The following is a 12,239-nucleotide window of genomic DNA, read 5'->3' on the forward strand; positions in this document are numbered from 1 at the left end:
GAAGTCTTTTACAGAAAAACAGACCCTTGGGATGTGTTACACTGTGGAGAGGATTCCAAAAATTTCAAACTATTAAAGAAATATATAACATCAATACTTATGGGTAATCAGTAGGACTTAAGTCCCTCGCTAGAGATGAGGGTTTCAACGCTTGGTTTTAAAGACTATTTATGTATATTTAAGCTAATTTAATCAATAATAACATTTCCATTTCAACTTTTTAAAAGATGTGGGTAATCAATAGGACTTAAGTCACGGGCTAATAGAAAAGTTAGAATCTTATTTTTAATCCTCCATTGATTACAAATCCATCTACAGGCGCATAAATATCTCTAAACGTAGGATTGCTAATGGAACCTGTATAAATAGTATCAAACTGTTGAGCTACTAATGGAAATTGTGTAGTATTTCCATTATAATGTTGCTTTACTTCGCTAACGTATAACTTATAAAAAGCTTGAAGTCATTATACGTCAAATTACATTTGCTTCTATTCCTTTAGTATCGATAAAACCGTTTGGCTGTTGAAATTCATAAAAGTATAGTAGCATTTGGCACTATTTTAATGAATGTATTCATTACTTCTCTGTTACAGGTTTTACTCTACCCCAATTTTATTGTATTTATTCTTGTATTCAACAGGACTAAGGCCTGTTATTTTTTTAAAGGTAGTTCTAAAAGCTTTTGTATCAGTATAACCAACATCAAACATTACTTCATTAATATTTTTACGGCTACTTTCTATGCTTCTTTTGGCAGCCTCAATCTTAACCCTTTGGATATATTCCAGTACAGAATTATTAGTAGCCAATTTAAACCTTCGTTCAAAGCTTCTTCTTCCCATGGATACTTTCTCCGCTAATTCTTCTACCGTAAGTTTTTCTTCAATATTCTGTTCGATATACTCTTGCACTGTTCTGATAGCATCATCATTATGTCCTTTTTGTCCTTTGAACATCGCAAAGGATGATTGACTCGTACGGTCTATATCTATCGCAAAAAACTTTGAGGTAAGGATAGCTGTTTCACGGTCAGTATATTTTTCAATAAGATACAGCAATAAATTCCAGCAAGAATTTGCACCTCCGCTTGAATAAATACCGTCTTCGTCCGTCACAATTTTGCCATCTTGCAAAATGACTGACGGAAACATATTTCTAAATTCCTCTGTAAAGCCCCAATGCGTAGAACACTTTTTACCATCGACCAAGCCCGTAGCAGCTAATAAAAAAGCACCCACACAAAGCGAGGCTACCTCCGAGCCTTTTTGATGTTGTGAGATAATCCAATTTATCGTGTTTTTATTGGCCGAAATACCCTCGTGCATACTCCCTGCCATTGGAGGAATAATGATTAAGTCTGTCTCACTGACATCTTTCATGAGCAAGTCAGGATCAACCATAAAAGGCCCATCAATTAATTTCATTTGTTTGCGTTGTCCTACTAGCTTAACGTCAAACAGTTTGTCTTTGCCCGAACCGATAAGAAACTGATTTACAGTTTCAAACATAAAGCGTGAGATAGCTATCACATGAATAGCAGCATGATCAGGAACTAAAATGGCGACTTTTTTCATAACACAAATATAGAAAAATAGTTTGTCGTAAATTACCCTTCATTTGTCGTTTTTGTATAGTTAATTTAGAAAAAGCTTTTGCACATTTGTGTCATCAATATTTCACATAAAAACCTAGTAACATGGAAAGTACAACAAAAGCAAAAATCACCGTAGAAGTTACCGTAAATGCTCCATTAGAAAAAGTGTGGACGGCATTTAATGACCCCAAGCACGTAATCAATTGGTGTTTTGCTTCAGATGATTGGCATGCGCCAGCTGCTGAAAGTGATTTTAGAGAAGGAGGGAAAAGCAAAACCGTAATGGCTGCAAAAGATGGTAGCTTTTCTTTTGATTTTGAATGGATTTATACAAAAATCAAAGATTTGGAAACGGTAGAATATGCCTTGGGAGATGGCAGAGAAGTAAGTATACAATTTGAAGAAACAGCAGATGGTATAAAGGTAACAGAAACGTTTGACCCTGAAAGTGAAAATCCTGTAGAAATGCAAAAAGGTGGATGGCAAGCTATTCTTGATAATTTTAAAAAGTATGTTGAACAAAACTAACTAGCAAAATAATGTACACAGACGCTCTTATTTCATGCTTATGGTTTGACGGACAAGCTAAATCTGCTGCTACCTTTTATAGTTCAATTTTTAAAAGTAGCAAAATCACGGCTGAAAATCCGATGGTGGTAACTTTTGAATTGAATGGAACAAAATTCATGGGATTGAATGGTGGACCAATGTTTAAGATTAACCCTTCTATTTCATTTTTTGTAACTTGTACGACTATCGAAGAAGTAGACGAAGTATGGAATAAATTGATAGAAGGAGGCAAAGCCTTGATGCCTATTGATACTTATCCTTGGAGTAAACGATATGGCTGGTTGCAAGACCAATTTGGCGTAACATGGCAAGTGAGTATAGGTAATGAAGGACAAACTGAGCAAATAATAAGACCATCGTTTTTATTTACGAATAAACAATTTGGTAAAGCCGAAGAAGCTATTAAGTTTTATACATCAGTTTTTGAAGGTAGCACGATTGACCTACTCTTGCCTTATGGACAGGAAGATGCGAATGCAGGAAAAGTATTGTATTCGGAGTTTACCATCGGGAAAAGCCCGATGATTGCGATGGATGGTCCGGGCGATCATCAATATGCCTTTAATGAAGGCGTATCCTTGGTAATTAACTGTGATACACAAAGTGAAATTGATTACTATTGGAATAACCTTACTAAAGGAGGAGAAGAAAGCATGTGTGGTTGGTTGAAAGACCAGTTCGGGGTGTCGTGGCAAGTAGTGCCTTCAATGATTGGGAAATTGGTGAGTGACCCCGAAAAAGGACAAAGAGTAATGCAAGAAGTGTTCAAAATGCGAAAACTTGATATTGATGTGTTATTAAATGCTTGATATGTAGGTGATTATGTTGTGTTTTGAGCTGTTTGTTATTATATTAGCACACCTTCCATTTTTTAAATGAAGTATCTTAAATGTCAACGATTAGTGTTTATTTAAGTTTTAACGGTAATTGTAGGGAAGCAATGACTTTTTATCAGCGATGTTTGGGTGGAGAACTTTTTTTTCAAACATTAGGAGAACACCCCAACGCTGAAAAAATGCCCGATCGCATGAAGGCCTGTATTCTGCATGGCACGCTTACCAGAAATGGATTAGTTATTATGGGGTCTGATATGTTGGGTGAAGAAGGATTAAAAAAAGGCAATGCTGTCTCCTTAATGTTGCATTGTGATAGTGAAACAGAAATGAAGGAATGTTATCAAAAGCTCTCTCTTGGAGGCGCACAAACTTACCCCATCGCCCAAAGTTTTTGGGGGACATTATTTGGGGATTTAACCGATAAGTTTGGTAATCAATGGTTATTACATTACAGAAAGAACTAACAATTAAACATACTATTATTATGAAAAGCACAAAAATTACCTTTTGGATTAGTACAGCAGTAATATTCTTGTTTTTTGGTGTGATGCCTGCTTTGACTGGCCACACTGAAATGGCAAAAGAAAGCATAAAGCATTTAGGGTATCCACAATACTTCGGAGTGGCCTTGAATATCTTTAAAATAGTGGGTTCGTTGGCATTAGTTATCCCTCAGGTTCCTAAGATACTTAAAGAATGGGCTTATGCAGGATTTGTATTCGACATTATTTTTGCTACTATTAGCTTATGGGCTGTTGATGGCTTTAGTGCCATGCTTTTGATGCCAGTCGTAGTATTAGCTGTATTATTAGTGTCATATTTCAGCTACCATAAATTACAAAGTCCACAACTTTAATAGATAGCCCCATGAGCATATTGTTTATTATTCTGTATATCATTTTTGGATTCATCGCTTTAGTGTTGATTATAGGCTTATTCACTAAAAAGGGTTATGCAATAAGTAGATCCATTGTTATTAATAGACCCGTCGACGAAGTATTTTATTACTTAAGGCATATCAAAAACCAAGACTATTTTAGTAAATGGGTAATGACAGACCCTAATATGAAAAAAACTTTTATAGGCACAGATGGAACCTTGGGTTTTATTTATGCTTGGGAAGGCAATAAAAAAGCTGGCATGGGTGAACAGGAAATAACGGGTATTGAGGAAAACAAAAGTTTGGATATAGAAGTACGCTTTAAGAAGCCATTTGAAGCTACTGCTAATACGCCCTTCGTCACAGAAGCTATTACTGCTAATGAAACAAGAGTAACATGGGGAGCGAGTAGCGGAATGAAATATCCTATGAATATTTTTTTATTAATAGGTATCGAAAAGAACCTAGAGAAAGATATTGACATAAGTCTTGGTAACTTAAAAAGGATTCTTGAAAGTAAATAAAATCATCCATGAAAGCCGTAAACAACATTGATGAATACATTGCGGATTTCCCTGAAGAAACCCAAGTACTTTTGAGGGAAATCCGACAAACAATCAGCATGGCTGCTCCTGAGGCGACAGAAAAAATTAGTTATGCCATGCCTACTTTTTATTTAAAAGGAAACGTAGTGCATTTTGCAGGTTATAAAAATCACATAGGGTTTTATCCAGCATCCTCTGGCATTCGCAATTTTCAAGAAGAAATTGCTGGTTATAAAAGCTCAAAAGGAGCAGTGCAGTTTCCACTTGACCAACCTTTGCCTAATGACTTGATTACTAAAATCGTTCAGTTCAGAGTACAAGAGAATCTGGAAAAAGCGGCTAAGAAATGAGCTTACAGGTTTGTCATAGACAACACAATCTATTACGAAATGCCTTACGTAAACAAGGACTAAACTTTAAGCAAGACGATGGCAAAAAAAACTAAGCTTTCAGAGGCTGAACTAGTAATAGCATATTTTGAGGCACTTGAGCATCCTTTAAAAGAAGTTGTTCAACGATTGAGAACAATCGTTTTGTCGACTGACAAGGAAATTGCTGAACAAATAAAATGGAACTCACCAAGCTTTTATTATTCTGGGAAAATGCAACCGTTTGACCCTAAGGAATATAAAAGAGATATCGTGGTGTTTAACCTGCATAAAAATGATAGCGTATTATTAGTATTTCCAACGGGTTCAACGATTAATGACTCATCAGGATTGCTGGAAGGAAAGTTTGCTGATACTAGGAAAATTGCTAAATTCACAACAATAGAGGAAGTGAAAACAAAAGAAAACGCTTTGAAAACAGTAATAAAAGCGTGGCTAAACCAAATTGATTAATAAACTTTTATTAAGGATGACCTACGTTTCAATAGAAATATTCAAAACCAGTGTGAGCAATCAGCGAGCATCAGAGGAGATATTAAACTTATTGAAAATATCATTTCCTCATCTGAAAATGAATTTTGACCTTGACGATTGTGACAAGATTTTAAGGATTCAAGGACATAGTTTTTGTTCAACCAACATCATAGAGATATTAAGCAATATGGGGCATCACTGCGAGCGTATTGAATAAACTTTATGAACGATGATTACCTCTGAGCTGTTACTCATATTAATTGAGTAATAGCTTTTTTTGTTAAATGAATAGGTGAAGAGTGATTGACTGATTGAGTGAATTAGTGATTGAGTGATTTTTTAAATTAATGCGCTAGATTAAAATCACTAATTCACTCAATCACAAATCACAATTTATTAAATTAACTGCAAAATGAAACTTGAATTATATCAAATAGATGCCTTTACAGATCATATCTTTGGTGGAAATCCTGCTTGTGTTGTTCCTCTAAATAATTGGTTAAGCGACGAGACACTTTTGCAAATAGCGAAAGAGAATGCCGTAGCAGAAACAGCTTTTTTTATCAGTATGGGAGATAGGATTCATCTACGTTGGTTTACGCCCGAAATTGAAATGGATTTATGCGGACATGCTACTTTAGCCACTGCTCATGTTTTGAAAACAATACTGAACTATCCTAATGAAAACATTGTCTTTGATACACTAAGTGGTGAGTTAATTGTTACAAGCCATGATGATATTTACACCTTAGATTTTCCGTCCAGAAAGCCCGTACCCGCTGTATTACCTGACATTATTCAACAATCCATCAGCATTCAGCCTTTGTATGTGTTAAAAGCAAGAGACTACATATTGGTGTATGAATCAGAACAATCAATCAAAGATATGGTGATTGATAGGCAAATTTTTGATACGATTAACCTAGACCCTGGTGGGGTAATTGTTACGGCTAAAGGCACTAATGCCGATTTTGTATCAAGATATTTTACATCGCAATCTTCTATTTTAGAAGACCCAGTTACAGGGTCAGCACATTGTTCATTAATACCCTATTGGAGCGAGCAACTTAATAAAAAAGAGATGAAAGCACTACAGCTTTCTGAAAGACAAGGCACCTTGTATTGCGAAGATAAAGGTGATAGAGTATTGATTAGTGGCAAAGCAAAAACCTATTCAATAGGAGTATGTTGGATTGAATAATAGGGCGGATAAAAATTTATTATACTGAAAATATTGGTCTTACATGATGAAAGCAATTGTTTTAAAAGATTTTGGGAGTATTGATAATTTTGAATTGGCTGAAGTTGATACACCAATAGTTACTCCAAATGATATTCTAGTAAAGATTAAGGCTACAGCATTTAATCCAATTGATTATCAGATGCGTCAAGGGGCTACTGAAAGTAAATTACTGAAATCTCCTATTCTTGGTCGTGAATTATCAGGAATTGTTAGCCAAATAGGCGAGCAAGTCACTGGATTTACTATTGGGGATCGTGTAACTGCTTATGTTGGCAGTTTAGCTTCAAATGGTACTTATGCCGAGTTTATCAGTATTCCTCAGCAACTAGTTGCTAAAACTCCCACTTCATTGTCATTTGCTCAAGCAACTGCCCTGCCAATGGTAAGTATGACAGCCATGCAATGTTTTCAACGAGCAAATATTCCCAAAGAAAAACCTGTTTTCATCAGTGGGGGTGCGGGTGGAGTAGGTACGCTATTGATAAAACTTCTTTTAGTAAATGGGAATAACGAATTGATTACAACCGCAGGTAATGAAGATAGTAAAAACCAATTAATTTCATTGGGATTGAACCCTGATAATATTATCAATTATCATGAACCAGACTTTTTTGAAAAGATACAATCAAAGTGCACTAATGGTAAATTTGAGTATTGTATTGATTTAGTAGGAGGCAAAATGTCAGAAGTATGTGCCAATCTTTTGCAAGTTCATGGAGTATACGTTGATGTAACATTTTTGGCTACTGAACAGGCCAGAGAAACATTATTTGACAAAGCCACCATCATCATTAATGTTGCTAATTTTGCGTATAGCTTAACAGGAAATAGCAATGATACGGCATTTTATGGTAGCGCATTAAATGAAATTTTTAATAAAATAAACGATAGCATTATTTCACCCATAGATATTAATATCATAGGCAATTTGAGTGTAGAAACTGTTCAAAAAGCGCATCTGATGATGGAGAGGAATGAAACCAGAGGAAAGAAATTAGTAATGATTAATGATTAGAATACTCAATCAGCAACAATAAAAAGCATATTAAAGAGGTTGTCAAATTTAGGTGATTTGAGTCAAGAATCTCCGCAAGCGTTTTAAACGCTTGTGGAGGTAATTTTCCTGTATCAACAGCAAAAACTCTAACCTTTACTCAAACCTTAAATGTTTTACTGATTCGCCAGAGACTGCTAATTCTACCAAAGAATCTATGCCAATTTGTAAGTGTTTTTCTACAAAATTGGTAGTTACTTTTTTATCGCTTTCTTCCGTTTTTACACCTTCTGGCGTCATTGGGTTATCCGAAACTAATAATAATGCTCCATGAGGAATTTTGTTGGCAAAACCAGCCGTAAAAATAGTCGCGGTTTCCATATCAATTGCCATGGCACGAATATCTGTCAGGTACTGTTTGAAAGCCTCATCGTGTTCCCATACGCGTCTGTTGGTAGTATATACCAAGCCTGTCCAGTAATCTAATTCATGTTTTTTAATCATGGATGAAACTGAACGTTGCAAACGGAAAGATGGTAAAGCGGGTACTTCTTTAGGCATATATTCGTCAGAGGTTCCCTCTCCGCGTACGGCAGCAATCGGTAAAATCAAATCTCCTAAGCCAAGGTTTTTCTTTAAACCGCCACATTTCCCTAAAAACAAAACGGCTTTAGGCTCAATAGCTGATAGTAAATCCATCACGGTAGCCGCCATCGGTGAACCCATTCCAAAATTGATAATTGTAATGTTGTTTGCAGTAGCAGTTAACATTGGTCTATCTTTTCCTCTGATTTCCACAGAGAATTGCTCCGAAAACATCGTCACATAGTTACTAAAATTAGTCAGTAAAATATACTGACCAAATTCATCCAGTTTCATTCCTGTATACCGAGGAAGCCAATTTTCTACTATTTCTTGTTTTGTTTTCATAAATTTGGTTTTAATTTGTGATTAAAAATGAGCGGTTAGTCAATTTATTTGTAGCATTGTATTATCCTTAATTTTTTTAAATAAAAACTCAATCCACAATCTTGGAAAATCTAAACATCCCATCATACGATTACAAATTAAGGAAAGTTGATGAAAAAATCTATATATATGATATCCTCAGACGCAAATATATTATGCTAACACCCGAAGAATGGGTTCGACAGCACTTCGTTCATTTCTTAATCAACCATTATCAGTATCCTAAAAGTTTAATCAAATTAGAAAGTTCTTTAAAATATAATACGCTACTCAAACGAACAGATATCCAAGTGTTTGACAGAGACGGTAAATTAAAGATGATTATCGAGTGTAAGGCTCCCTATATTCCACTTAGTCAACAGGTTTTTAGTCAGGTAGCGGAGTATAACCAAGTATTAAAAGCAGAATTCCTGACAATTACTAATGGTATGGTATATCATTGTTGTAAAACAGATTGGGAAAATATGAATCTTGAGTTTCTAAAAGATTTACCCTTATTTGTCTAAAATTTCATGTTTCTATAATTTCATTCATCATTCACATCACTACCTTTGTGAAAAAAACCTTCATCATGGCATCAAAAAATATCTTGTCCATTGTACTTTTCTTCGCTCTGACAGCTTCTTTTGCTCAGAAACCAAAAACTCAAACAACGTCAGCAACTTTAGCAAAACCCAAATTAGTAGTAGGTATTGTGGTAGACCAGATGCGTTATGACTACTTATATCGCTATTATGATAAATATAGTGCGGGTGGTTTCAAAAGACTAATGAATGAAGGGTTTAACTGTCGAAACAACCACTACGACTATGCTCCAACGGTTACAGCGGCAGGTCATGCAGCTATTTTTACAGGTTCTGTTCCAGCCGTTGATGGTATCGTAGGTAATGAATGGTATGACCAAAAATATAATCGTTCAGTATATTGTGTGGAGGATTCAACAGTAAAAACTGTAGGGGCAGATTCTAAAGCAGGATTGATGTCTCCTAAAAACTTATTAGTTTCAACCATTACAGATCAATTGAAAATTGCCAATGCATATCAATCAAAAACGATAGGTATTTCATTGAAAGACAGAGGGGCGATTTTACCAGCAGGGCATACAGCGAATGGTGCTTATTGGTTTGATTCTAAAGATGGTTCTTGGATTACCTCTACCTTCTATATGAACGATTTACCACAATGGGCGAAAGATTTTAATGCTAAAAAAATGCCATTAAAATACATGGCTGAGGGCTGGAAAACTCTTTTGCCAATTGAGCAATATACGGAGAGTTCTGTGGATAATCAACCCTTTGAAAGTAAATTGGCGGGTGAAACTAGTCCAGTTTTTCCGCATGAATTAGTAGGTAGAGCAGGCGTAAATTTACTAGAAGTACTAAGAACAACGCCTTTTGGAAATACCCTGACGAAAGATTTTGCTTTGGCAGCTTTAGCAAATGAGAATCTAGGGAAAGGTGCTAAAACCGACTTTTTAACAGTTAGTTTTTCATCAACAGATTATGTAGGGCATTCATTCGGCCCCAACTCAATAGAAGCAGAAGATACTTATTTGAGATTAGACAAGGATATTGCTGAAATCTTAACGACTTTAGATAAAACACTTGGTAAGAACAATTATTTAGTATTTTTAAGTGCAGATCATGGCGTAGCGGATATTCCAGGGCTCTGGCAAGCGAATAAATTACCTGCGGGGATATACGAACGTTCAAAAGCAACTGCTGAAATAAAAGCGGCGTTGAAAGCAGCTTTTGGCGAAGGCGATTTTATAAAAGCAGAGGAAAATTCTCAATTATATTTGAATTATGCTTTGTTAAGTGAAAAGAAATTGTCATTTTCACAAGTATATGAGGTAGTAAGAGAAACTTTGTTGAAACATGACGAAGTAGCCGACGTTGTTGACTTTCATAATATCGGGAATAGCACTTTACCAGATTATCAGTTGAAATTTCTCAAAAATGGCTACAATACTAAACGTAGTGGTGATATTTCAGTGGTGTTAAACCCAAGTTGGTTTAGTGGGTATAAAACTGGGACAACGCATGGTACACAATATAGATACGATACGCACGTACCATTATTATTTTTTGGTTGGGGCGTGAAAGCTGGAGAAACCACCACAAGAACTAATATCTCTGATATTGCACCAACCGTTGCAGATATATTAAGTATCCTTGAGCCTAATGGCAGTGTTGGAGGAGTAATTTTAGGGGTAAAACAATAAGAAAGGTTTTTGAAATAACAAAATGGCATACTTTTAGTTAGTTTAATTTTGTAGAATTTGATTAAAATAAACTAAATTACCAATCTAAATAAAAAATACAAAAACGTATGAAGATAGCAGTAGTCGGAACTGGATATGTAGGCTTAGTAACAGGTACTTGTTTTGCAGAGACAGGAAATCAGGTAGTTTGCGTAGACATCGATGCAAAGAAAGTTGAAAAGATGAAAAATGGCATCATTCCTATTTATGAGCCAGGTCTTGATGTTTTATTTAATAGAAATACAGCAGAAGGGCGTTTGAAATTCACGACAGATTTAGCCGAAGGAATCAAGGATGCTAAAGTGATTTTCTTAGCATTACCAACACCTCCAGGTGAAGATGGTTCAGCTGATTTAAAGTATATTTTAAAGGTTGCTAATGATTTAGGTCCTATTTTAGATCAATACGTAGTAGTAATTGATAAAAGTACAGTACCAGTAGGAACAGCAGAGAAAGTACATGCTGCTATTGCTAAAAATGCTTCAACAGATTTGTTTGATGTAGTATCAAATCCAGAATTCTTACGAGAAGGAGTTGCTGTAGAAGACTTTATGAAACCTGACCGTGTGGTAATCGGAACGAGTTCAGAAAAGGCTAAAGGAGTAATGACAAAATTATATGCTCCATTAGTACGTCAAGGTAACCCTGTTATTTTCATGGACGAACGTTCAGCAGAAATGACTAAATATGCAGCCAATGCATTCTTGGCAACTAAGATTACGTTTATGAACGAAATTGCTAACCTATGCGAAAAGGTAGGAGCAAACGTAGATGATATTCGTAGAGGAATTGGTACTGATTCAAGAATTGGTAAGCGTTTCTTATTCGCAGGAATTGGTTACGGCGGAAGCTGTTTTCCTAAAGACGTTCAGGCTTTAGAGAAAACTTCAAAAGACTCTGGTTATGACTTTCAAATATTGAAAGCCGTAATGACTGTAAATGAAGACCAAAAGACGAGATTAATACCGCATATCAAAGCACATTTTGGTGGAGATTTGAAAGGGAAAGTATTTGGGATGTGGGGCTTAGCCTTTAAACCATATACTGATGATATTCGTGAAGCGCCAGCTTTGTACAACATCGAAGAATTGTTAGCAGAAGGAGCTATCATCAAAGCCTTTGACCCAGAAGCAATGGAGAACGTGAAGGGAGTAATTGGTGATACGATTACTTATACAAAAGGTCCTTATGAAGCTATCAAAGATGTGGATGCGTTATTGATTATGACAGAATGGCCACAGTTCCGTACACCAGAATTTGAGATAATGGAAGTGTTGTTGAAGAATAAAGTAATCTTCGATGGTCGTAATTTATATGAATTAGACCAAATGAAAGAATTAGGATATACTTATTATTCAATTGGTAGAGATACAGTCAAATAATTGTGATTGAGTGAGTTGTGATTGAGTGATTTTTATACAAAGCATTAGTTTTTAAAAAATCACTCAATCACTAATTCACAAATCACTAACTATATAAA

General features: G+C 35.5%; 15 protein-coding genes. 13 read left to right on the top strand and 2 right to left on the bottom strand.

Going from position 1 to position 12,239, the window contains the following annotated elements:
• Nucleotides 1-598: 598 nt before the first annotated feature.
• A complete protein-coding gene (locus VB264_RS07625) occupies nucleotides 599-1,576 on the bottom strand; it encodes a GlxA family transcriptional regulator (RefSeq protein ID WP_323248159.1) in 978 nt (325 codons plus the stop codon).
• 122 nt (nucleotides 1,577-1,698) lie between these two features.
• Between VB264_RS07625 and VB264_RS07630 the strand changes: the two genes are divergently transcribed.
• The 10 genes from VB264_RS07630 to VB264_RS07675 all read left to right on the top strand — a co-directional run bounded on the left by VB264_RS07630 (nucleotide 1,699) and on the right by VB264_RS07675 (nucleotide 7,548).
• Nucleotides 1,699-2,124 (top strand): SRPBCC family protein, encoded by a 426-nt coding sequence (locus VB264_RS07630; RefSeq protein ID WP_323248161.1) that lies wholly within the window; start codon nucleotides 1,699-1,701, stop codon nucleotides 2,122-2,124.
• 11 nt (nucleotides 2,125-2,135) lie between these two features.
• Nucleotides 2,136-2,975 carry a VOC family protein gene (locus VB264_RS07635; protein WP_323248163.1) on the top strand — a complete coding sequence of 280 codons (840 nt, stop codon included), beginning with the start codon at nucleotides 2,136-2,138 and terminating at the stop codon, nucleotides 2,973-2,975.
• 80 nt (nucleotides 2,976-3,055) lie between these two features.
• Nucleotides 3,056-3,466 (top strand): VOC family protein, encoded by a 411-nt coding sequence (locus VB264_RS07640; protein ID WP_323248165.1) that lies wholly within the window; start codon nucleotides 3,056-3,058, stop codon nucleotides 3,464-3,466.
• 20 nt (nucleotides 3,467-3,486) lie between these two features.
• Nucleotides 3,487-3,858 (top strand): DoxX family protein, encoded by a 372-nt coding sequence (locus tag VB264_RS07645; RefSeq protein WP_323248167.1) that lies wholly within the window; start codon nucleotides 3,487-3,489, stop codon nucleotides 3,856-3,858.
• An 11-nt stretch (nucleotides 3,859-3,869) separates the two neighbouring features.
• Nucleotides 3,870-4,406: an SRPBCC family protein gene (locus tag VB264_RS07650; protein ID WP_323248169.1), complete on the top strand. Its 537-nt coding sequence runs from the start codon at nucleotides 3,870-3,872 to the stop codon at nucleotides 4,404-4,406.
• A gap of 8 nt (nucleotides 4,407-4,414) precedes the next feature.
• Nucleotides 4,415-4,777 (top strand): iron chaperone, encoded by a 363-nt coding sequence (locus tag VB264_RS07655; RefSeq protein ID WP_323248171.1) that lies wholly within the window; start codon nucleotides 4,415-4,417, stop codon nucleotides 4,775-4,777.
• 78 nt (nucleotides 4,778-4,855) lie between these two features.
• Nucleotides 4,856-5,269 (top strand): DUF1801 domain-containing protein, encoded by a 414-nt coding sequence (locus tag VB264_RS07660; protein WP_323248173.1) that lies wholly within the window; start codon nucleotides 4,856-4,858, stop codon nucleotides 5,267-5,269.
• Between the two features lie 16 nt (nucleotides 5,270-5,285).
• The gene (locus VB264_RS07665) at nucleotides 5,286-5,507 is read left to right on the top strand and encodes a hypothetical protein (protein ID WP_323248175.1); all 222 of its coding nucleotides are present in this window, start codon (nucleotides 5,286-5,288) and stop codon (nucleotides 5,505-5,507) included.
• A gap of 195 nt (nucleotides 5,508-5,702) precedes the next feature.
• Complete coding sequence (locus tag VB264_RS07670) at nucleotides 5,703-6,491, top strand: PhzF family phenazine biosynthesis protein (RefSeq protein WP_323248177.1); 789 nt, start codon at nucleotides 5,703-5,705, stop codon at nucleotides 6,489-6,491.
• A gap of 43 nt (nucleotides 6,492-6,534) precedes the next feature.
• Complete coding sequence (locus VB264_RS07675) at nucleotides 6,535-7,548, top strand: quinone oxidoreductase family protein (RefSeq protein WP_323248179.1); 1,014 nt, start codon at nucleotides 6,535-6,537, stop codon at nucleotides 7,546-7,548.
• 135 nt (nucleotides 7,549-7,683) lie between these two features.
• Here VB264_RS07675 and VB264_RS07680 read toward each other — a convergent pair whose 3' ends face one another.
• Complete coding sequence (locus tag VB264_RS07680) at nucleotides 7,684-8,457, bottom strand: AMP nucleosidase (protein WP_323248181.1); 774 nt, start codon at nucleotides 8,455-8,457, stop codon at nucleotides 7,684-7,686.
• 194 nt (nucleotides 8,458-8,651) lie between these two features.
• Between VB264_RS07680 and VB264_RS07685 the strand changes: the two genes are divergently transcribed.
• The 3 genes from VB264_RS07685 to VB264_RS07695 all read left to right on the top strand — a co-directional run bounded on the left by VB264_RS07685 (nucleotide 8,652) and on the right by VB264_RS07695 (nucleotide 12,141).
• A complete protein-coding gene (locus tag VB264_RS07685) occupies nucleotides 8,652-9,002 on the top strand; it encodes a type I restriction enzyme HsdR N-terminal domain-containing protein (RefSeq protein WP_323248183.1) in 351 nt (116 codons plus the stop codon).
• Nucleotides 9,003-9,067: 65 nt separating this feature from the next.
• The gene (pafA, locus tag VB264_RS07690; RefSeq protein ID WP_323248185.1) at nucleotides 9,068-10,720 is read left to right on the top strand and encodes an alkaline phosphatase PafA; all 1,653 of its coding nucleotides are present in this window, start codon (nucleotides 9,068-9,070) and stop codon (nucleotides 10,718-10,720) included.
• 107 nt (nucleotides 10,721-10,827) lie between these two features.
• Entirely contained in the window at nucleotides 10,828-12,141 is a 1,314-nt protein-coding gene (locus VB264_RS07695) for a UDP-glucose dehydrogenase family protein (protein ID WP_323248187.1), read from the top strand.
• Nucleotides 12,142-12,239 lie beyond the last annotated feature (98 nt).

Origin of the sequence: Arcicella aquatica (genome assembly GCF_034928825.1) — a bacterium.
Taxonomy (GTDB): domain Bacteria; phylum Bacteroidota; class Bacteroidia; order Cytophagales; family Spirosomataceae; genus Arcicella; species Arcicella aquatica.